We start from the raw sequence: 19,406 nt of genomic DNA, 5'->3' as shown, positions 1-19,406 counted from the left end.
CATATAAGTGATTTAAGTTCATTGAAAAGAATTCTAAGTAATGAAATAAATTTTATCTTAGTTTTCTTAAAATCAATAATCATGAGGAAAACATCTTTTTTACTTCTCCTAATCCTTGGAATAACTTTAACAAGCTGTGATCCATCACATGGTATTTTGTTTACTAATAAAGGAGAAAGTAATGTCAAAGTAAAATTGATAATAAATCCACAAGTGATAAACGATCAATTGGATGAAATGAAAAAAGGAGATTCAATTGTTTTTAATTTAGTCCCTCATAATCCTGAAGAAAAAGAAGGCTATATTTATTTTGGAAGAGGACGATGGAACGATAAAAATATTAGTGAAATTAGCAAATCTATTAAAAGCATTGAAATTGAAAATGATAACTATAAGATCATTTTCAAATCACAACAAACAATGCATAAATTACTAAAAGAAAATTATAAAGGCATAATTATGAAATCTTTAAACATTGAAATTGACGACAATTTTTTTAACTAAAATATGAGAAAAATCTATTTTACATTACTTTTTATTTCACTAATAATCTTAGCAGGTTGTAATAATAGAGAATCTAATTTGAAATTTGAAAAAGACGTAATGTATAAAGTTTATCCTGCACTAATTGATTCTATTTGGGTAAATGCTGTGCTAACTTATGTCCCGCCTCCACCGCCAGGAGTTGATCCATCAGAATATAAACTGAATCGACGAAATGAATCAAACAAGCGATTCAATAAAGAGCTAGCAGAATTTAAAAAAAAGAAATTTCCAGTTGATCTTGTTTTTTTGGATAAAACAGTTGTAAGAAACAATTCTAAAAAACTTCAAGACCACTTTAAAGATGCCGTAATTTCAGAAAACAATACTTTAGATACTCTCAATTATAAGTTTAATAGAAAAAGATTAGATTCATATCAAGCTTTTAAGCTTCATTACGTTCCAAGAATACCACGTGGAAATGACCGAAGATTTTACAATGAATGCTGTTATTCTATAAGAGGAGTTATTAGTTTAAGCAGAATTCAATTTGATGATGAAAAAAAATATGGCATTCTCACTGCAGGAAGTGAATGTGGCGGTATGTGCGGGTATGGTTATCGAATTTTCATCAAAAAAATAAAAAACAAATGGGTCGTGGATAAAATAGAAGATGCTTGGATTGTCTAAAAAATGATTTTAAAAACAAATGAAATTTATACAACTTACCCTTATATTATTAATTGGTTACACTTCCTTTGCCCAATTTGCTGTAATAAAAGATAACGATGGATATGTAAATATTAGAACAGAAGCTTCAAAAGGAAATAACATTTCAGATAAGCTAAACAATGATTTTGTTGTCTATTGCTTTGAACCAGTAAACAATTGGATCAATATAGATTATTCTAAAAACAACAAAGATTTAAGTGGTTATTTATACAAAGATAGAGTTAAGTATTTATCAGATTTCGATAAAATTCCGTTAGTAAAGGAAACTAAAACGAAAGTTGTTTTCCAAAAAGCTGATATTACTATTAGTATTGAAAGTAAAAATTTCCAATCAAACACTGCAAAACTTAGCTATTTTAAAGACAATAAATCGATCGTAGAAAAAATTAACGGGAAGCATTTTTGGGGAACTGACGGCGGAATTCCTAAAACAACTTTTAAATCCATAACGATAACCATAGGATCTCAAACTATTGAACTTCCTAAAAATGCTTTCGAGGATTTATTTGAACCGAATCTTTTTAGAACTCAAATAAATTATGACAAAGACTCTAACATTTTATATATTTCTTCAAGCAATAGCGATGGTGCCAGAAGTTATGAATTGGCTTGGGTTATAGAAAAAGGTCAATATAAAGAGCGTAAAGTTGCTTATGGCTTTTAATGTTTTAATCCACTTTTATCAAAATATTAACAATAAGACTATTCTCACGAATAAGAAATCAACATATATTTGGGCTACCAATTATAATCTCTAACACAAAAAACATTTAAACAAAATGACAAAAGTAATCACCGTAGTAACAGTTGCTTTCTTTTCTATTGGCGTAATGGCTCAGGACACAAAACCAGCAACAAAAGATAAAACCAAAAAAGAATCTTGCTGTAAAAAGACAACAGAAAAAAAAGACACAAAATCTTGCTGTGTTAAAAAATAATTGAAATTGATTTCAACAAAAAAGGCCTCAAATAATTGAGGCCTTTTTTTATACTGTTGCAAAACTGTGTCACAGTTTAAAACTTTGACAAAGTTCTTAAATTGTAATTCGTGAATTCGTGGCAAAAAAACTATTTAACTCGAATACTCCATTCAAAATCCATTTCAGAAACCTGAACACCTTCTTCGTTAGTTCCAATAGATTTCATCCAGAACGTCTGCCCTTCTCCAGTTTCTAGGGTTTTCTTTATTGCCTCTGTAATTAAATGTCCGTCATTGCATACAAAAGTAATTCTTCCTGTCGCTTTTTTTGTGAAGTTTCCCTTGTTGTTGGCTACCAACATCGAGATCTTTTTTCCACTTTGCTGAATCTGAGAAATCACTAAAGCTCCCGTTGTAAGCTCTGCCGCCATAGCTTGAACAGCAAAATACATGGAGTTAAACGGATTCTGATTGATCCAGCGATGCTTGACACTTACAATGCAACTATCACTATCAATTGCTTTTACACGCACACCACAAAAGTATGCAGAAGGTAATTTGAACAAGACGAATTTGTTAAGTTTTGAGACCGAAAGTGCCATATGATTTGTTTTTTCTTGTAAAAATACAAAAAAACTATGCATGCACAATAAATTATTCGCATATCAAAAGATTCCCAATAAAGACAAGGATTCGGAATGATTTTCAGTCTTTTAAAGGTTATTTCTGGATTTTAAATTTGTTAATTTTTTGTTAATATTTGGTACTATGTAAAACAAGATACTGTCTTTTAGACATATATTTGCATAAGAAATTACTATATACTTTTAATCATGGAAACAACAACACCACTCATCATGGAAAAAACATCAGAAAAGAATACAGCATCATTTACTCATTTGAGTACTTTAAGCCAATATATAATTCCGTTTGGGAACTATATTTTTCCGCTAATCATTTGGACAAACTATAAAGACAAATCTGAATTTGCAGATCATCACGGAAAACAAGCTTTAAATTTTCAGTTAAGCATTTTGCTTTACAGTTTGATCTTAGCACTTATTGCTATTCCGATTTTCGTTACTGTTTTTTTGCAGAATCTTCCGTTAGAAGCTGTTTTTAATGACGACGATTTTGTAATTAGAAACTTTAACTTTCAAGCAAACATTGGACTTTTAAGTGTTGGAATTACCGCTGTGGTCCTTTTTGGAGTTTTAAAATTCGTTGAATTCTTTTTAGTGATCTATGCTTCAATAAAAGCTTCAAACGGAGAATTATACAAATATCCCCTTACGATTCCTTTTATAAAGTGACACTAAAAAATTAAAAGTTATAGTCGAAACATCAATCAAATCAAATAAGTTTCGCAATCAATCATCAATCAAATTATCATCAATCAAAAAACGAATTGTTCAATCAAAAAAAAACAAAATGAAATTATGAACATTGAAAACACAAAAGCACAGATGCGCAAAGGTGTTCTTGAGTTTTGCATCTTATCAGTTCTAAAAGAAAAAGACGCATATACATCTGAAATATTAGACACTTTAAAAAACGCAAAATTACTAGTTGTAGAAGGAACCGTTTACCCGTTGTTAACTAGATTAAAAAATGACGGTTTACTTAATTATCGCTGGGAAGAATCGACCTCTGGGCCACCACGAAAATATTATGGGCTAACCGAGATAGGACAAACTTTTTTAAACGAACTTAGCGGCACCTGGACAGAATTATCTGACGCCGTAAATCTAATCACCAATCAAAATCAATAAGTCATGAACAAAACAGTAAATATTAACTTAGGCGGGATGTTTTTTCACATCGATGAAGATGCATACTTAAAATTGACACGCTACTTTGACGCTATAAAACGATCACTTAACAACTCATCTGGACAAGATGAAATTATTAAAGATATCGAAATGCGTGTTTCTGAATTGTTGACAGAAAAACAAAAAAGCGAAAAACATGTTGTTGGACTGAAAGATGTTGACGAAGTGATTGCTGTAATGGGTCAACCAGAAGATTATAGAATTGAAGACGAAGAAAATGCAAATCAATCTTTCAATAACTACAGCGCAAGAAAACACAAAAAATTATATCGTGACAAAGAAAATGGTATGATTGGCGGTGTAGCGACAGGTTTAGGACATTATTTCGGAATTGACGCGGTTTGGATTAAAATCATATTCTTAATCTTTGTTTTTGCAGGTTTTGGAACAGGAATCTTAGCTTACTTCGTTCTTTGGATTGTAACTCCTGAAGCTATTACAACTTCTGAAAAATTGGAAATGACAGGAGAACCAGTAACCATTTCTAACATCGAAAAAAAAGTTAGAGAAGAAATTGACTCGCTTTCTGAGAAATTCAAAAATGCAGATTATGACAAAATGGGAAACCAAGTAAAGTCGGGAGCTGGGAGAATAAGTAGTTCATTTGGAGACTTTGTCATGACGGTTTTTAAAATCTTTGCTAAATTTTTAGGCGTAATTTTAATTATCTCAGGGATTTCTACCTTAATCATGTTATTGATTGGCGTATTTACTTTAGGAACTAATATTTTTATTGATTTCCCTTGGCAGAATTTTGTTGAAGCTGGAAACTTTACAGAATACCCGCTTTGGTCGTTCGGATTGTTAATGTTCTTTGCTGTTGGAATACCGTTTTTCTTCTTAACTCTTTTAGGATTTAAACTGTTATCTCCAAATTTAAAATCAATCGGAAACATAACAAAATACACTCTTTTAGCTCTTTGGATTATTTCTATCGCAATTCTTACTAGTATCGGAATCAAACAGGCAACTGAAATTTCATACGATAATAAAGTAGTAGAGAAAAAAGTTCTGGCAATCAAACCTACCGATACTTTATACATTAAGTTCAAGTACAATGATTATTACACAAAAAGCTTGAACCACTATAGAGAATTTGAGTTTGTACAAGATTCTGCAAACAAAGAACTGATTTATTCTAATGATGTACGTATACACGTATTACGCACAGACGAATCGACTCCATTTATGCAGATTGAAAAAAGTGCAAGAGGAAACTCTTTTACAAATGCTAAAAAAAGAGCAGAAAAAATCGATTATAAGTTTCAAGTTAACGGAAATCATTTAATTTTGGATAACTATTTTCTGACAGATGTAAAAAACAAATTTAGAGGCCAAGAAGTTGACATCTATCTTTACTTACCAGAAGGCCAATTAGTTAAACCAGATTCTTCTGTAAGAGATTACTATAATTCAGATGACAATTTCTTTGAATTAAATTACAACGGAGATTACAATTACAAAGTTATCGGGTCTAAAGTAAAATGTTTAAACTGTCCTGCTGATGAAGATAGTGACAACGATGAAACTGACTACGAGAATATAAACGAAGAAGTTAATAATGCCATTAATGATGCTCAAATTGAAGCCAATGATACGGTAAGAGAAGTTTCGGTTAAAATTAACGGAAAAGAAGTTATAAACGGAAAGAAAACTAAAGGAAGACTAACCACTGATAAAAACGGAGTAATAATCAAAATTAACTAAACCATGATAAAAATAATCATTCATATTACGAAATTTATAATCATAACTATTACTGCTTTATTGTTTGCTTCATGTAATTTTAACATGAATGCAATTGAAGGAAGCGGCAATGTTACAACAGAAAAAAGAACCGTTCAAGGAGAGTTTAAAAACATCTCGGTAAGCAATGCTATCGATTTGGTTATTGTACAGTCTGATGTTACAGAAATTACCGTTGAAGCTGATGACAATCTTCAAAAAGAAATCGTTACTAAAGTAGAAAACGGAACACTTATTATAGAATGCAAATACAGCTCTTTCCGCAATATTACATCAAAAACGGTAACGGTAAAAATGCCTGCTATTCATAAAATAGAAGCTTCAAGCGCTTCAACTGTCGAAACCAATGGACTTATTCAAGGTGAAGACATTACTTTAGAAGCCTCTAGTGCAGCTTCGATGGATGTTAAAATTGAATCTGACAGAATCGCAATAGATGCTGGAAGTGGCGGATCTATAGATATTGAAGGTAAAGCATTAAGTCTTACTACTTCTGTTTCTAGCGGAGGAAGTATTGATGCCGAAAAATTAATGGCCAATGATGTTCAGGCAGATGCTTCAAGCGGAGGAACAGTTTCTGTACGACCAATCTTAAGCTTAAAAGCAGACGCTTCTAGCGGAGGAAATATTAACTATGGCGGTACTCCAAAAACAATTGAAAAATCGGCAACATCTGGAGGAAGCGTAAATAAAAGCTAAAAACGCAACTGTTAAATATAAACGAAATCATTCATCAAAAGTGGATGATTTTTTTATATTTGTCAAAATCAAATCTAGAATTAATGAAAAAAAGTACAGCCCTGCTCCTATTATTATGTGTTACGACTCTTACTTTCGCTCAAAAAAGAGAAAAAATTAAAGGTTCTAAAATTGTGACAACCTCAATAAAAGAAGTTGGAAGTTTTGATGCCCTTGAAGTCGATGATAATATTGAAGTTTATTTGGAACAAGGAGAAAAAAACGAAATTAAAATTGAAGCCGATGACAATCTTCACGATATCATTGGAATGGATTTAAGAGAAAAAACACTTCGATTATATACCAATAAAGAATCTTCTATATTCAAGAAATTATCTGTTAAGGTTACTTATACTAAATCATTAAATAAAGTAATCACTAAAAATGAAGCTATTGTTTATGCTATTCAGGAATTGCAATTAGATGATATTACGATGAATTGCGTTGATTATTCTAAATTGTATCTGAATGTAAATGCAAAGAGATTTACTTTAATTGCCGATGATAAATCTAGAACAGAATTAAACTTGAAAGCCGAAGACGGAAATTTACAATTGAGTAAAAATGCCGTGGTTAAAACATTGGTTTCTGCTGTAAAATTCAAATGTGATTTGTATCAAAAAGCAACTGCTGCAATTGAAGGCATTGCCGAAAAAGCAACTATTAGATTAGACAATAATTCTGTTTTTACAGGAACAAAATTTACTTTGAAAGATGCAAATGTTACCGCTGAAGGTTCTGCCGTTGCTACTATTTTAGCAGATACCACCATTGCAATAGCAGCTGGAGACAAGTCTGAAATTTCATTATATGGCGATCCAAAAATAGACCTTACACGCTTTAGCGAAGAAGCAAAACTAATTAAAAAGCCAGGCGCAACAAAAGCAAAAACAACGACATTGTAAACTTTTTAAAGTTTAAAAATCAATATACCGAAAAAGAAAAATCCCAGTCTAAAAATTTTAGACTGGGATTTTTTATTACAAAGATTTCAAAGTTCCAACAACTTGAAACCTGAAACTTGAAACTTTTTAACTTACTCCTTTGAAGCCAAATATCTTTCAGCATCCAAAGCCGCCATACAACCTGTACCCGCAGCCGTAATTGCCTGACGGTATACATTATCTGCAGCATCACCAGCTACGAAAACACCATCTACATTTGTTTTAGATGTTCCTGGTGTATTTACGATATAACCAGTTTCGTCAAGAGTGATATAATCTTTAAAAATATCTGTATTAGGTTTGTGACCAATTGCCACAAAGAAACCAGTTGCAGGAATTTCGATTGTTTCGCCAGTTGTTTTGTTTAAAGCTTTAATAGCATGAACAACATTGTTGTCTCCTAAAACTTCAACTGTATCATGATTCATTAAAATCTCAATATTTTCAGTTTTACGAACACGCTCTTCCATGATTTTAGAAGCTCTAAATTTTTCGCTTCTAACCAACATCGTTACTTTTTTACAAAGTTTAGATAAGTAATGTGCTTCTTCGCAAGCAGAATCTCCTGCTCCAACAATAACAACATCTTGGTTTCTGTAGAAGAATCCGTCACAAACTGCACAAGCAGAAACTCCACCTCCCATATTTAAATAGTGCTGTTCTGATGGCAATCCTAAATATTTAGCCGAAGCACCTGTAGAAATAATTACAGTTTCACAGTGCAATTCGATTGTATCGTTAATCCAAACTTTATGAATATCTCCAGAAAAATCAACTTTTGTTGCCCATCCGTCACGAATGTCTGCACCAAAACGTTTTGCTTGATCTTGTAACTGAATCATCATTTCAGGTCCTGTTACTCCATCAACATAACCAGGAAAGTTTTCAACCTCATTAGTAGTTGTCAATTGACCACCAGGCTGCATTCCTTGATATAATACTGGATTCATGTTAGCTCTAGCCGCATAAATAGCCGCAGTATAACCTGCAGGACCAGAACCTATAATAAGGCATTTAATTTTTTCGATTGTATTTGACATAGTAATAGTATTTTTGAGTTGCAAATGTAAACTTTATTATAAAAAATAACGTCTAAAATAAATCTGAAATAGCTATGTAGAAATAAGTTTTATTTATTTTCATTTTTTCCTTTTACAAATCAAATTTATTTATATCTTTGCAACCGCTTTCGGGCACTACAACAAAATTACATCTTCGGGGTGTAGCGTAGCCCGGTTATCGCGCCTGCTTTGGGAGCAGGAGGCCGCAGGTTCGAATCCTGCCACCCCGACAAAAGTCTTTTCATTTATTTGAAAAGACTTTTTTTTTGCAATAAACTAAAACCTATATAATCGAACGGTTATCGCGTCCCGATTGAAAATCGGGAAGGCCGCAGGTTCTCCCGAAAGCTTTCGGGACTGCCACCCCGACAAAAGTCTTTTCAATTTTGAAAAGACTTTTTTTTTGCTTTAAACTCAAATAAAAAACTTTGCGCCTTTGTTAGCTATTCCTAAACATACTAGAAACGAAACAAATAGTATTCGCCACGAATTCACGAATTTTCTTTTTAAATACTTTATCTAATATTATTCGAATTAATTCGAATAAATAATCGCGAAGATTTGAAAAAATAATTCGTGAATTCGTGGCAAAAAAATCGTTCTTACTATTTTTCCATACTTATATAAGAAGGATAAGATCCCTTATTAGGCAAAGTAAATTCTTCATCAAAAGGTTGTACGCCTTCTCCATTATTATATGATGCCACACGTTTTACACCAGTCGCCGTGCTTCCGCCAGTACCGTTAATAACATTCTGAATATTTCCTGAACCTGCAAAACGAGTAATACACATTTTCTCCAATTTCACATTTGGACTATTAGGTACTTCAAAACCATTTTTCTTATTTACATTCCCATCTGTTCCAGTAAAAACAGCATAAGATCCCATTCCGATACTTTGATGTTCTTTTACTGTATTCGTAACTTTAAATGCAGCATAACCATCAACTCTACCTCCCTGACTGCTCCAGCTTTCCTGATTTGGCGCATCGTATGGTGGTTCGTTTTGAAAGAAGAAAGTTCGACCACGTTCTCCTAACCATAATACTTCATATTCCTGATAATGCTCCACAAACAAGGCATAAAGCGTTACATCATTACCCGCTACAATAAGTCCGTTTTTACATCTGTCTCTTTTCCAACGTGCGTCACCACCTTTCTGCGAACCATGATCGGCACGCCACAACCAGAAATGATCTCCTACAACATTGTTACTATTTAACTGCATAGAAGCCTGAATCTGAACATTTTTTGACTGAACCCCGCCCACTCGGCAAGTAATATCGCTAAGCAAAATAGGATCTGCACTATGGCCTGCATTTGCTCCTTCATTACCAATTCTAACTTGATACGTCGTACTATTCGATGAATCCATTAAAAGTCCAGCAATGATGATTCCGTCTTTATCATCAGCATAAATACATCCCCAACTATTTTTTTCTGTTGGCTCTAGCGTTACAGAAGCAATACCAGCTCCTAGAAGTATCGCGCCTTTTCTGTTTACCTGAATCGGAGCATTCAAAGCATAATGTCCCGGAGTGAAAAATATATTTTTACCCGCTTTCAATGCAGCATTAATTTCTACATCAGTATCTCCTTCTTTAGCCACATACCAGTTTGCAATCAAATCTTGAATTTCACCTTTTCCTATATCTGTTGCCGACCATGAAACTCCAACTCTATCCTTTTGCCAAGCTGGAACAAAAATTTTATATTCTCCGTCATTATCGATAAAAAGAAAAGGTTTTTCTCTTATAATAGGAGTTGTCGGAATTGGAGAATTGGCATCATCTGCCTGCGGAGGATTTACACATCCCTGCCAAACCATATTATACGATCCTCCCATAGCCTCAGAACCGGAAGGAAAAACAGTATTTCTAGTATACCATTGTTGCTGTCCACCCCAGTTCGGTCTTGCAGATGTATAATGAGTATCTGCAATAAAACCGCCGCTGCCCCAAAAGTTAGTATCTCCAATATCCGAAATATACTTTGAAGTATTTTCAATCAGCAATCTTCTGGCGCTAGTTGACTGAGAAACCGTCCATGAAAAATCACGTATTACTTCTACATTTTCAACAGAACGCCAAAATGTACAAGTCGCATTTGCTCCACCAGAAAGATGAGGTCTTGTAAATATTGCCCCCAATTTAACGTCTGAAGGCACTTTTCCTAAACCTCCAATATGAGAATAAAACCCTAATTCTATGGCATTAGATGTTGCAGACGATGCAGAACCCGATCCGCCCAAATCGTAGGTTTGTCCCTTAAGATTTGGTTTAAAATAATAAGCCTGACGTTTTGTTGTCCACTCTCCATTTGCACCGCCTAAACCAATACTGCTAAATTGTGCGTTAATTTCATTTCGGGCTGTTTCAGCTTTTTCATGTTTTCTATCATAGAAATACATATTATCTCCAAAAATCTGATTTTCGAGTGAAATTATAATGGTAACATCGTTTCGAGTTACTTTATAATAATTCTCATATTTAGCTGCATTCGGCTTATTATCGGTAAATGTTAATTTAGAAGTTGATCCTACTGAAACAAAATCAGATGCCAAACGGCTGCCCCCTCTAGTAATCATATAATTTCCAGAAGTACCAAAAGCCGACCATGATAATGTAATATTATGTTTCTTTTTGCTGTAAACAATTTTGCGTTCAATTTTTTTACTCCCCTCTATTTTTTCGTTATTCGAAAACGACGAAGTAAAACTGCATAAAAGCAGTATAAATGCAAATGCCGTAAATAATGAAATTGCTTTTTTACTCATAAGAATGTTCATTTTGTGGTTTGATAGATTGTAATAATTGTAATTTTAAGAAAGCCCAAAATAGCAATAATCTTCAACCTTCGAGTCCACTTTTGATCTCAATTTTCTTATCAAAAACACTACAAAATCTCTAAATTTTGTCTTTTTCTAACATAAATATGCCTTATCCAAGACATCTGTTTTTCTTTAATAGCTTTTTTTTGCCCCCAAATAGGAAAGGAAAAACAAAATGAAAAAGATTCTATTATTTATTGCTTTAGTTTTCTCTACTGCTATAATCGCGCAAGAAAAAAACATCATTTCAATAGATTCGTGTTCATTAGCAAAAGAAAGTGTCTTATATAAGAAAAATGCCCACGCTTCTTATTATCATGATAAATTTAATGGAAGAAAAACAGCAAGTGGAAAAAGATTCAACAACAATGAGCTAACTGCTGCACATAAAAAATTCCCTTTTGGCACAATACTAAAAATAACAAACGAGGCAAACAATAAATTCACGATCGTAGAAATTACAGATCGCGGACCTTTTGTTAAAGGAAGAGAAATCGATCTCAGCAAAAGAGCTTTTATGGACATTGCATCCAATAAAAAAAGTGGCTTAGTTTATGTCACTATCGAGATTTTAAAATAAAAAGTTTTTCTCGCTACAAAATTAGATTCTTGTCTTTTTGAGGCAAGAATACCACTAAATTGTATCAAAAACTTATTAATAACTTCATTCATAACTAGAATAATTTTCTATCAAACACCCATGAAAGCCCGATTAGGCACACTTTCACAAATGTTAACAAAATAGATTTTCAGAAACCATAAATAATTGTATTTTTACGGTTCAAAATTCAGAAAATAAATGGGCAAAATCATTGCTATTGCTAATCAAAAAGGAGGCGTTGGAAAGACTACTACATCAGTAAATCTTGCTGCCTCATTAGGTGTTTTAGAAAAAAAAGTATTATTAATCGACGCTGATCCACAGGCCAATGCTACATCTGGTCTTGGAATTGACGTAGAAACAGTTGAAACCGGAACTTACCAAATACTTGAACATACTGTAACACCAAAAGAAGCCGTTTTAAAATGTACAGCTCCAAACGTTGACGTGATCCCTGCTCACATTGACCTTGTTGCTATCGAAATTGAATTGGTTGACAAAGAAAACCGCGAATACATGCTTAAAAAAGCATTGGAAGAAGCAAAAGAAGAATATGATTATATCATTATCGACTGCGCACCTTCTTTAGGTTTGTTAACCTTGAATGCTTTAACAGCAGCAGATTCTGTAGTTATTCCTATCCAATGTGAATATTTTGCACTTGAAGGATTAGGAAAATTATTGAACACTATTAAGAGTATTCAAAAAATCCACAACCCAGATCTTGACATTGAAGGTTTATTACTAACAATGTACGATTCAAGATTACGTTTATCAAATCAGGTTGTAGAAGAAGTTCAAAAACACTTTAACGATATGGTTTTTGATACTGTAATTCAGCGAAATGTAAAACTAAGTGAGGCTCCAAGTTTTGGAGAAAGTATCATTAATTATGATGCGACAAGCAAAGGTGCCGTAAACTATATTCATTTAGCACAGGAAATTATAAAGAAAAACAGTAAATAGTTTTTATGACAAAAGTAATTAAAAAACAAGCCTTAGGAAGAGGATTATCTGCCTTATTAAAAGATCCGGAAAACGACATCAAATCAGTAGAAGACAAAAATGCTGACAAAGTTGTTGGAAACATCATTGAGCTTGAAATAAGTGCGATTGAGATAAATCCGTTTCAGCCTAGAAGCAATTTTAATGAAGAATCATTACGCGAGTTAGCCACTTCTATTAAAGAACTTGGTGTAATTCAACCTATTACTGTTCGTAAATTAGATTTTAACAAATACCAGTTAATCTCTGGAGAGCGTCGTCTTCGCGCGTCTAAATTAGTAGGCTTAACTCACGTTCCTGCTTATATTCGTATTGCAAATGACAACGAATCATTGGTTATGGCTTTGGTTGAAAACATCCAACGTCATGATTTAGATCCAATTGAGATTGCTTTATCATATCAACGTTTAATCGACGAAATTCAATTAACTCAAGAGCAAATGAGTGAAAGAGTGGGTAAAAAACGTTCGACAATTGCCAACTATTTGCGTCTTTTAAAATTAGATCCGATTATCCAGACTGGTATTCGTGATGGTTTTATTAGCATGGGACACGGTAGAGCAATTATCAACATTGAAGATTTAGACGTTCAAACCGATATTTACCAAAAAATCGTTAGCCAAAATCTATCTGTTCGCGAAACAGAAGCTTTAGTTAAAAATTACCACGAAGGTTTACAGCCAAAAGCAGATGGAAAGCCAAAAGCAGATGCTGCATTCGTAGTTAGAGAAACTCAAAAAAATTCTTTCAACGATTATTTTGGTTCAAAAGTTGATATAAAAGTCGCTGGTAACGGAAAAGGAAAAATTACAATTCCATTTAATTCTGAAGCTGACTTTAACAGAATTATGAAATTAATAAACGGATAGTGAATAAAATTGTCCCCATTGGTCTATTGTTCTTTCTAACAGGAACCGTTTCTCTTTTTGCCCAGGTAAAAGAAGACACGGTTTTGGTCGTAAAAGACACCACATCATTAGAAGAAATAGATCCGCTTACACCAGCAAAAGCAGCTTTTTACTCTGCAGTTTTACCAGGTTTAGGTCAAGCATACAACAAAAAATATTGGAAAATTCCATTGGTTTACGGAGCAATCGGAACAAGTTTGTATTTCTACATAGACAACAATAAAAAATACCATGATTATCGTGACGCCTACAAACGAAGATTAGAAGGTTATAACGATGACAATTACAAATATCTGGATGATAGCCGACTTATTGCTGGACAAAAATTCTACCAAAGAAATAGAGATTTATCTGCTTTATTCGTTGTCGGATTCTATGTTTTAAACATAATCGATGCCAATGTTGACGCTGCGTTGATACAATTTAATGTAAACGAAAGACTTTCAATGCGTCCAGAAATTTATCCTGCCGATGTAACATTCAAACCAAACGTGGGTCTAACTTTTAATTATAAGTTTTAATAGATTGAATTCTATTTAAAAAATCAAAAAACAAATCATAATGAAAATTGCGCTTTTAGGATACGGAAAAATGGGTAAAGTAATCGAAAGAATTGCTTTAGAAAGAGGTCATGAAATAGTTTTAAGAAAAGATGAATTTAACACCTATGACGGGCTTTCAACAGCCGATGTTGCCATCGATTTCAGCGTTCCATCAGCAGCAGTGAGCAACATTTCTGCATCTTTTAACGCTAATGTTCCTGTGGTATCAGGAACTACTGGTTGGTTAGAACATTATGACGAAATGATTGCACTTTGTAATGAAAAAAAAGGAGGATTTATTTCAAGTTCGAACTTCAGTTTGGGAGTAAATATTTTCTTCGGACTAAATGAATATTTAGCTAAAATCATGAAGCAATTCGATTCTTATAAAGTTTCGATGGAAGAAATTCACCATATCCACAAACTTGATGCTCCTAGCGGAACAGCTATTTCTTTAGCTCAAGGCGTTATCCAAAACAGCGACTACGCAAATTGGACTATGGATGAAGCAAAAAAGAATGAAATTCATATTGAAGCAAAAAGAATTGGAGAAGTACCCGGAACACACACTGTAAATTACGATTCTGCTATTGACAGCATCGAAATTAAACATACTGCTCATAACCGCGAAGGTTTTGCCCTTGGTGCTGTCGTTGCAGCAGAATGGCTAGCAGGAAAACAGGGAATTTTCTCTATGAAAAATGTACTAAACTTACAATAATTGACCAAAATTCAGGATTATTAAAAACTTGAATTTGAAACTTAAAATACAATATTATGACACTTTACTCTTGGTTCGTATTTTTCTTAGCCGTTCAAATTATTCATTTTCTTGGAACATGGAAATTGTATCAGGCAGCAGGAAGAAAAAGCTGGGAAGCAGCAATTCCGGTATACAATTCTATCGTTTTAATGAAGATTATCGGACGCCCAACATGGTGGACATTACTACTTTTCATCCCGATTATCAACTTGATTATGTTTCCAGTTATTTGGGTGGAAACACTAAGAACCTTTGGTAAAAAATCAACCTTAGACACTATTTTAGGACTTTTCACATTCGGTTTTTACATTTATGTTGTTAATTACACTCAAAAATTAGAGTACCATAAAGAGCGTAAATTAACTCCTGAAAATAAAGCAGCAGATACTGTTAGCTCTTTATTATTCGCCATTATAGTCGCAACTTTAGTCCATACTTATGTTGTACAGCCTTACACAATTCCAACATCATCTTTAGAAAAATCTTTATTGATTGGTGATTTCTTATTTGTAAGCAAATTAAACTACGGCCCTAGAGTTCCAATGACAACTGTTGCATTACCAATGGTTCACGACTCTATTCCTTTAACAAAAAGCAAATCATATTTAAGCTGGCCACAATTACCTTATTTTAGGTTGCCAGCTATTCAGAAAATAAACCGATGCGACATTGTCGTCTTCAACTGGCCCGTCGATACAGTTCACTATTTCTTTGAACCAAAAGGAAGACCGGGTGTTATCAAGCCAATTGATAAAAAATCAAACTATGTAAAAAGATGTGTTGGAATTCCTGGAGATAGCTTATCAATAAAAGACGGTTATGTTTTTATTAATGGAAAAAAACTAGTTTTACCTGAAAGAGCAAAACCGCAGTACTCATACGCTGTAGCATTAGACGGAAAAACACCTATTGACTTTGAAACTATTTTCAAAGAATTAGATATTACAGATCCAGCAGGTTTTAGAACTGAAAAAAGAGACACTCTTTATCTAGGTGCATTAACAGAAGCTGGAGCAGAAAGATTTAAACACACTCCAGGAGTTACTGCTGTAATTAGAAAAGTTGACACAGGAGACAACAACGACATTTTCCCTCACATCAACAAATGGAACCAAGACAACATGGGACCTATTTACATTCCTGAAGCGGGAAAAACAGTTGCCCTAACAAATGAGTCTCTTCCTTTCTACAAAGAGATTATCACCAATTATGAAGGAAATACATTAGAACTGCAAGGTTCAAAATTCATAATTAATGGAAAACCTGCAACAACATATACCTTCAAACAAAACTATTACTGGATGATGGGAGACAACCGTCATAACTCAGAAGATAGCCGTTACTGGGGTTATGTTCCAGAAGATCATATCGTAGGAAAACCAGTTTTCATTTGGATGAGCTGGGATACTAACGGAAAAGGCATCAATAAAGTTCGCTGGAGCCGAGTATTTACAACTGTAGATGGTGAAGGTCAGCCTCAATCTTACTTCAAATACTTCTTAATTCTTCTAGCTATCTATTTTGTAGGAGATTTTATTTGGAAAAAAAGAAGAGAGAATAAAGCATAATTAAAAAAAAGTTATTTTTGTATCAGGTTTCAAGTTTCACGTTTTTACGTCAACTTGAAACCTGATACTTTTAAACTTGAAACAAAACGAAATGAATTCCTTAATACTTCCAACTTATTTTCCATCTATCAGTCATTTTGCCGTAATTGCGCAATCTGACAGCATCACTTTTGAAATGGAAGATAATTTTCAGAAACAAACTAATAGAAATAGAACTTACATCTATAGTCCTAATGGAATTCAATTATTAAATATCCCTGTTAAGCATTCTAAAGCGACACATCAGAAAACAAAAGACGTTTTGATCGAAAACGAATTTGATTGGCAGAAACAGCATTTTAAATCGCTTGAAGCGGCATATAGAAGCTCTCCGTTCTTCGAGTACTTTGAAGACGATATTGCTGCTATTTTTGAGAAAAAACACCAATTTTTGATGGATTTAAACTTCGAAGTTTTAGACATTGTTACGAAATGTCTTAGAATGAAATTAGAATTTGGAAAAACAACAGAATATTTTCATGAAGTAAATGATTTTACCGATTTCAGATATTTGGCAAATGGTAAAAAAGATGCAAATTCTTTCGAAAAATACACTCAGGTTTTTGACGACAAACATGGCTTCATCAACAATTTAAGTGTTTTGGATTTACTTTTTAATGAAGGTAAGTTTGCAATGGATTATCTAAAAACACAGAAAATTATATAAGATATGAATTACGGGTTATAAGTTATGAATTATGAATTCTCATATCGCCTTAACTTTTCACTTTTCACTTTTCACTTTCTGCTAATAAATCATTCCACCAAAAGTCTTGTCATTATGGGATAATGATCTGAGTTTTCGAAATCAGAGAAACTTTCAAATTGCTTTACTTTCATTTTACTGTCTGTAAAAATATAGTCAATTCTTGCAGGATAATATTTAAACTTATAAGTAGCTCCAAAACCTTCTCCCGCTTCCTCAAAGGCATCCTTTAGCTTGCCTTTAATACTTCTATAAACATAAGAAAACGGACTGTTATTCATGTCGCCACAAATAATAATCGGATAATTGCATTTCTTAATATGCTCTTTAAAAATTTCAGCCTGTTCTTGCTGCTGTGTGAACCCTTTACTGATTCTAGCATAAATACGCTGTGATTTTTTCTGATTTACATTATCAATATCATCAGAAATCTCACTTACATCTGGAGATATCTTAATGGATTGCAAGTGCATGTTATAGACACGAATAATATCTTTTCCTCGCTTAATATCAGCATAAACAACATTATTATCTGATTTAGGAAAAACAATCTTTCCTTCGTCTATAATAGGAAATTTAGAAAAAATAGCCTGTCCCGTTTTAATTTTTTTACCATCAATAAAAATATAACGGTGCGGATATACTTTCAAATCTAAATGTGCAGAATTTGAATATTCTTGAATACACAAAATGTCAGGATCTTTTTCGTCGATAAAAGATTTAATATTGGACGGAATATCATCACGATCCAGCCACTTAAAGACATTAAACAGACGTACATTATAACTCATCACAGAAAAATCCTTTTCGTCCTTCACATACTCTTTACCAGAAAACTTATAAAATTTACTAATAAATGTAATTCCTGTTAGCAAAACCAAACCAGACAAAATAAGACGTTTTTTAAACTGAATTCCCCAATAGATAAAAAACAATATATTGGCCACAAAAAAGGCCGGCATAAACAAAGTAAGCACCGATAAAAGCGGAAAGCTTTTAGGTGCTAAAAAAGGCAAAACATAGACGCTAAATGTAAGCACAGTCAGCACTATGTTCAAAAAGAACATTATTTTATTAAACCAAGAAAGGTTTTTCATATTTATCTCCTACAAGTTTATTTTCCAGCTTTAAATAAAAACTCTTTTTCTTCTTTTGTCAAACAGTCGTATCCCGACTGGCTTATTTTGTCTAAAATTTCATCAATCTGTTGCTGCGTTTTATCTTTAGTAACAATTCTTGATGTGGTTTTTTCTGTAGGTTTTTTGTAATTTTTATGAACTTTTGTAAATGGGGTCGTAGGAGATTTTTTAAAAAGATTCGCAAAGAAATCTAAAGTTTTAGAAACGATAGTACTTAAATCGGTACCGTTTTGTAGCAATTTAATATAAACAAATCCGAAGAAGGCACCGGCTAGATGTGAAATATGTCCGCCCATGTTTCCAAGACGAAACTGCATCAAATCTAAAATTATAATAACAGCCGTAATATGCCAAAGCTTTACATTTCCAAATAGAAACAAGCGAACATTCATTAACGGAGAATAAGTTGTTGTAGCAACCAAAATTGCCATGATGGCAGCAGATGCTCCAACAATGGAACCACCAATATTAGACAGATAAAAACTCAACGCAAAAGCCACTCCTGCAAAAAGAGCGCTTAAAAGATACAATCCTAAATATTGTTTTTGAGTAAAATACGTGAGAAACAAAGAGCTGGCAAAATTAAGCACCATCATATTAAACAACAAATGCAAAAATCCATCATGAAAGAAAGCGTACGTTAAAAAAGTCCATGGTTTAAACATAAAAACCTGAGGATCTGAAGACAAAGCAATCCAACTTGGAAAATTAAAAAAACCATTTGAATAGTTATAGAAGAAAATAAGCGATACAATAAAACATGCTATATTCCAGTACATGACACGCATGGCAATACCTCCTAATCTATATTGTAATTTTAAATCGTCTAAAATATTCATAGAAACTCTT

Annotated in this window: 21 protein-coding genes and 1 tRNA gene; 17 read left to right on the top strand and 5 right to left on the bottom strand. The window is 33.1% G+C overall.

Annotated features, from left to right (window positions below; all coding sequences use genetic code 11):
* Nucleotides 1–81 precede the first annotated feature (81 nt).
* From BSF41_RS10500 to BSF41_RS23735, 4 genes are all read left to right on the top strand, one after another.
* Entirely contained in the window at nucleotides 82–504 is a 423-nt protein-coding gene (locus BSF41_RS10500; RefSeq protein ID WP_095929449.1) for a hypothetical protein, read from the top strand.
* A 3-nt stretch (nucleotides 505–507) separates the two neighbouring features.
* Nucleotides 508–1,173 carry a hypothetical protein gene (locus BSF41_RS10495; RefSeq protein WP_095929448.1) on the top strand — a complete coding sequence of 222 codons (666 nt, stop codon included), beginning with the start codon at nucleotides 508–510 and terminating at the stop codon, nucleotides 1,171–1,173.
* A 19-nt stretch (nucleotides 1,174–1,192) separates the two neighbouring features.
* A complete protein-coding gene (locus BSF41_RS10490; protein ID WP_095929447.1) occupies nucleotides 1,193–1,879 on the top strand; it encodes a hypothetical protein in 687 nt (228 codons plus the stop codon).
* 115 nt (nucleotides 1,880–1,994) lie between these two features.
* A complete protein-coding gene (locus BSF41_RS23735; RefSeq protein WP_172426884.1) occupies nucleotides 1,995–2,153 on the top strand; it encodes a hypothetical protein in 159 nt (52 codons plus the stop codon).
* A gap of 130 nt (nucleotides 2,154–2,283) precedes the next feature.
* Here BSF41_RS23735 and BSF41_RS10485 read toward each other — a convergent pair whose 3' ends face one another.
* Nucleotides 2,284–2,736 carry a DUF4442 domain-containing protein gene (locus BSF41_RS10485; protein WP_095929567.1) on the bottom strand — a complete coding sequence of 151 codons (453 nt, stop codon included), beginning with the start codon at nucleotides 2,734–2,736 and terminating at the stop codon, nucleotides 2,284–2,286.
* Nucleotides 2,737–2,991: 255 nt separating this feature from the next.
* On the opposite strand from BSF41_RS10485, the gene BSF41_RS10480 reads away from it, so the two are divergent.
* From BSF41_RS10480 to BSF41_RS10460, 5 genes are all read left to right on the top strand, one after another.
* Nucleotides 2,992–3,447 (top strand): DUF4870 domain-containing protein, encoded by a 456-nt coding sequence (locus BSF41_RS10480; protein WP_095929566.1) that lies wholly within the window; start codon nucleotides 2,992–2,994, stop codon nucleotides 3,445–3,447.
* A gap of 126 nt (nucleotides 3,448–3,573) precedes the next feature.
* Complete coding sequence (locus BSF41_RS10475) at nucleotides 3,574–3,906, top strand: PadR family transcriptional regulator (protein ID WP_008464689.1); 333 nt, start codon at nucleotides 3,574–3,576, stop codon at nucleotides 3,904–3,906.
* Nucleotides 3,907–3,909: 3 nt separating this feature from the next.
* Nucleotides 3,910–5,673, top strand: coding sequence for a PspC domain-containing protein (locus BSF41_RS10470; protein ID WP_095929446.1), 1,764 nt, complete (start codon nucleotides 3,910–3,912; stop codon nucleotides 5,671–5,673).
* A 3-nt stretch (nucleotides 5,674–5,676) separates the two neighbouring features.
* The gene (locus BSF41_RS10465; RefSeq protein WP_095929445.1) at nucleotides 5,677–6,411 is read left to right on the top strand and encodes a head GIN domain-containing protein; all 735 of its coding nucleotides are present in this window, start codon (nucleotides 5,677–5,679) and stop codon (nucleotides 6,409–6,411) included.
* 83 nt (nucleotides 6,412–6,494) lie between these two features.
* Complete coding sequence (locus tag BSF41_RS10460) at nucleotides 6,495–7,355, top strand: GIN domain-containing protein (RefSeq protein ID WP_253251799.1); 861 nt, start codon at nucleotides 6,495–6,497, stop codon at nucleotides 7,353–7,355.
* A 131-nt stretch (nucleotides 7,356–7,486) separates the two neighbouring features.
* On the opposite strand, the gene trxB is transcribed toward BSF41_RS10460, so the two are convergent.
* Complete coding sequence (gene trxB / locus BSF41_RS10455) at nucleotides 7,487–8,434, bottom strand: thioredoxin-disulfide reductase (protein WP_095929443.1); 948 nt, start codon at nucleotides 8,432–8,434, stop codon at nucleotides 7,487–7,489.
* A gap of 176 nt (nucleotides 8,435–8,610) precedes the next feature.
* Here trxB and BSF41_RS10450 point away from each other — a divergent pair.
* Nucleotides 8,611–8,685, top strand: a tRNA-Pro gene (locus tag BSF41_RS10450).
* A gap of 375 nt (nucleotides 8,686–9,060) precedes the next feature.
* Here BSF41_RS10450 and BSF41_RS10445 read toward each other — a convergent pair.
* On the bottom strand, nucleotides 9,061–11,232 hold the full coding sequence (locus BSF41_RS10445; protein WP_095929565.1) for a hypothetical protein: 2,172 nt from the start codon (nucleotides 11,230–11,232) through the stop codon (nucleotides 9,061–9,063).
* 229 nt (nucleotides 11,233–11,461) lie between these two features.
* Here BSF41_RS10445 and BSF41_RS10440 point away from each other — a divergent pair, with 229 nt between their 5' ends.
* From BSF41_RS10440 to BSF41_RS10410, 7 genes are all read left to right on the top strand, one after another.
* Nucleotides 11,462–11,866: a septal ring lytic transglycosylase RlpA family protein gene (locus tag BSF41_RS10440; protein ID WP_095929442.1), complete on the top strand. Its 405-nt coding sequence runs from the start codon at nucleotides 11,462–11,464 to the stop codon at nucleotides 11,864–11,866.
* 219 nt (nucleotides 11,867–12,085) lie between these two features.
* Nucleotides 12,086–12,853, top strand: a complete 768-nt coding sequence (locus BSF41_RS10435) for a ParA family protein (protein WP_008464569.1) — start codon at nucleotides 12,086–12,088, stop codon at nucleotides 12,851–12,853.
* Between the two features lie 5 nt (nucleotides 12,854–12,858).
* Nucleotides 12,859–13,761: a ParB/RepB/Spo0J family partition protein gene (locus tag BSF41_RS10430; RefSeq protein ID WP_095929441.1), complete on the top strand. Its 903-nt coding sequence runs from the start codon at nucleotides 12,859–12,861 to the stop codon at nucleotides 13,759–13,761.
* Nucleotides 13,761–14,321, top strand: coding sequence for a DUF5683 domain-containing protein (locus BSF41_RS10425; RefSeq protein WP_095929440.1), 561 nt, complete (start codon nucleotides 13,761–13,763; stop codon nucleotides 14,319–14,321). The genes BSF41_RS10430 and BSF41_RS10425 overlap by 1 nt, the downstream gene beginning before the upstream one ends.
* A gap of 40 nt (nucleotides 14,322–14,361) precedes the next feature.
* Nucleotides 14,362–15,063 (top strand): 4-hydroxy-tetrahydrodipicolinate reductase, encoded by a 702-nt coding sequence (gene dapB / locus BSF41_RS10420; RefSeq protein WP_095929439.1) that lies wholly within the window; start codon nucleotides 14,362–14,364, stop codon nucleotides 15,061–15,063.
* Nucleotides 15,064–15,119: 56 nt separating this feature from the next.
* Complete coding sequence (lepB, locus tag BSF41_RS10415) at nucleotides 15,120–16,673, top strand: signal peptidase I (RefSeq protein ID WP_095929438.1); 1,554 nt, start codon at nucleotides 15,120–15,122, stop codon at nucleotides 16,671–16,673.
* A gap of 91 nt (nucleotides 16,674–16,764) precedes the next feature.
* Nucleotides 16,765–17,379 carry a WbqC family protein gene (locus BSF41_RS10410; RefSeq protein ID WP_095929437.1) on the top strand — a complete coding sequence of 205 codons (615 nt, stop codon included), beginning with the start codon at nucleotides 16,765–16,767 and terminating at the stop codon, nucleotides 17,377–17,379.
* Nucleotides 17,380–17,468: 89 nt separating this feature from the next.
* On the opposite strand, the gene BSF41_RS10405 is transcribed toward BSF41_RS10410, so the two are convergent.
* On the bottom strand, nucleotides 17,469–18,515 hold the full coding sequence (locus BSF41_RS10405; protein ID WP_172426883.1) for an endonuclease/exonuclease/phosphatase family protein: 1,047 nt from the start codon (nucleotides 18,513–18,515) through the stop codon (nucleotides 17,469–17,471).
* A gap of 17 nt (nucleotides 18,516–18,532) precedes the next feature.
* Nucleotides 18,533–19,396: a rhomboid family intramembrane serine protease gene (locus BSF41_RS10400; RefSeq protein ID WP_095929436.1), complete on the bottom strand. Its 864-nt coding sequence runs from the start codon at nucleotides 19,394–19,396 to the stop codon at nucleotides 18,533–18,535.
* Nucleotides 19,397–19,406: the final 10 nt, after the last annotated feature.

It is taken from the genome of Flavobacterium sp. ACN2 (assembly GCF_002303885.1).
In the GTDB taxonomy this organism is placed as follows: domain Bacteria; phylum Bacteroidota; class Bacteroidia; order Flavobacteriales; family Flavobacteriaceae; genus Flavobacterium.
The sequence above is the reverse complement of the archived record's forward strand: the minus strand, read 5'-3'. Positions and strand labels throughout refer to the sequence as shown.

Coding starts and splice junctions, on each gene's coding strand:
- BSF41_RS10500 (WP_095929449.1), top strand. CDS start 82: ATGAGGAAAACATCTTTTTTACTTCTCCTAATCCTTGGAATAACTTTA.
- BSF41_RS10495 (WP_095929448.1), top strand. CDS start 508: ATGAGAAAAATCTATTTTACATTACTTTTTATTTCACTAATAATCTTA.
- BSF41_RS10490 (WP_095929447.1), top strand. CDS start 1,193: ATGAAATTTATACAACTTACCCTTATATTATTAATTGGTTACACTTCC.
- BSF41_RS23735 (WP_172426884.1), top strand. CDS start 1,995: ATGACAAAAGTAATCACCGTAGTAACAGTTGCTTTCTTTTCTATTGGC.
- BSF41_RS10485 (WP_095929567.1), bottom strand. CDS start 2,736: ATGGCACTTTCGGTCTCAAAACTTAACAAATTCGTCTTGTTCAAATTA.
- BSF41_RS10480 (WP_095929566.1), top strand. CDS start 2,992: ATGGAAAAAACATCAGAAAAGAATACAGCATCATTTACTCATTTGAGT.
- BSF41_RS10475 (WP_008464689.1), top strand. CDS start 3,574: ATGAACATTGAAAACACAAAAGCACAGATGCGCAAAGGTGTTCTTGAG.
- BSF41_RS10470 (WP_095929446.1), top strand. CDS start 3,910: ATGAACAAAACAGTAAATATTAACTTAGGCGGGATGTTTTTTCACATC.
- BSF41_RS10465 (WP_095929445.1), top strand. CDS start 5,677: ATGATAAAAATAATCATTCATATTACGAAATTTATAATCATAACTATT.
- BSF41_RS10460 (WP_253251799.1), top strand. CDS start 6,495: ATGAAAAAAAGTACAGCCCTGCTCCTATTATTATGTGTTACGACTCTT.
- trxB (WP_095929443.1), bottom strand. CDS start 8,434: ATGTCAAATACAATCGAAAAAATTAAATGCCTTATTATAGGTTCTGGT.
- BSF41_RS10445 (WP_095929565.1), bottom strand. CDS start 11,232: ATGAGTAAAAAAGCAATTTCATTATTTACGGCATTTGCATTTATACTG.
- BSF41_RS10440 (WP_095929442.1), top strand. CDS start 11,462: ATGAAAAAGATTCTATTATTTATTGCTTTAGTTTTCTCTACTGCTATA.
- BSF41_RS10435 (WP_008464569.1), top strand. CDS start 12,086: ATGGGCAAAATCATTGCTATTGCTAATCAAAAAGGAGGCGTTGGAAAG.
- BSF41_RS10430 (WP_095929441.1), top strand. CDS start 12,859: ATGACAAAAGTAATTAAAAAACAAGCCTTAGGAAGAGGATTATCTGCC.
- dapB (WP_095929439.1), top strand. CDS start 14,362: ATGAAAATTGCGCTTTTAGGATACGGAAAAATGGGTAAAGTAATCGAA.
- lepB (WP_095929438.1), top strand. CDS start 15,120: ATGACACTTTACTCTTGGTTCGTATTTTTCTTAGCCGTTCAAATTATT.
- BSF41_RS10410 (WP_095929437.1), top strand. CDS start 16,765: ATGAATTCCTTAATACTTCCAACTTATTTTCCATCTATCAGTCATTTT.
- BSF41_RS10405 (WP_172426883.1), bottom strand. CDS start 18,515: ATGAAAAACCTTTCTTGGTTTAATAAAATAATGTTCTTTTTGAACATA.
- BSF41_RS10400 (WP_095929436.1), bottom strand. CDS start 19,396: ATGAATATTTTAGACGATTTAAAATTACAATATAGATTAGGAGGTATT.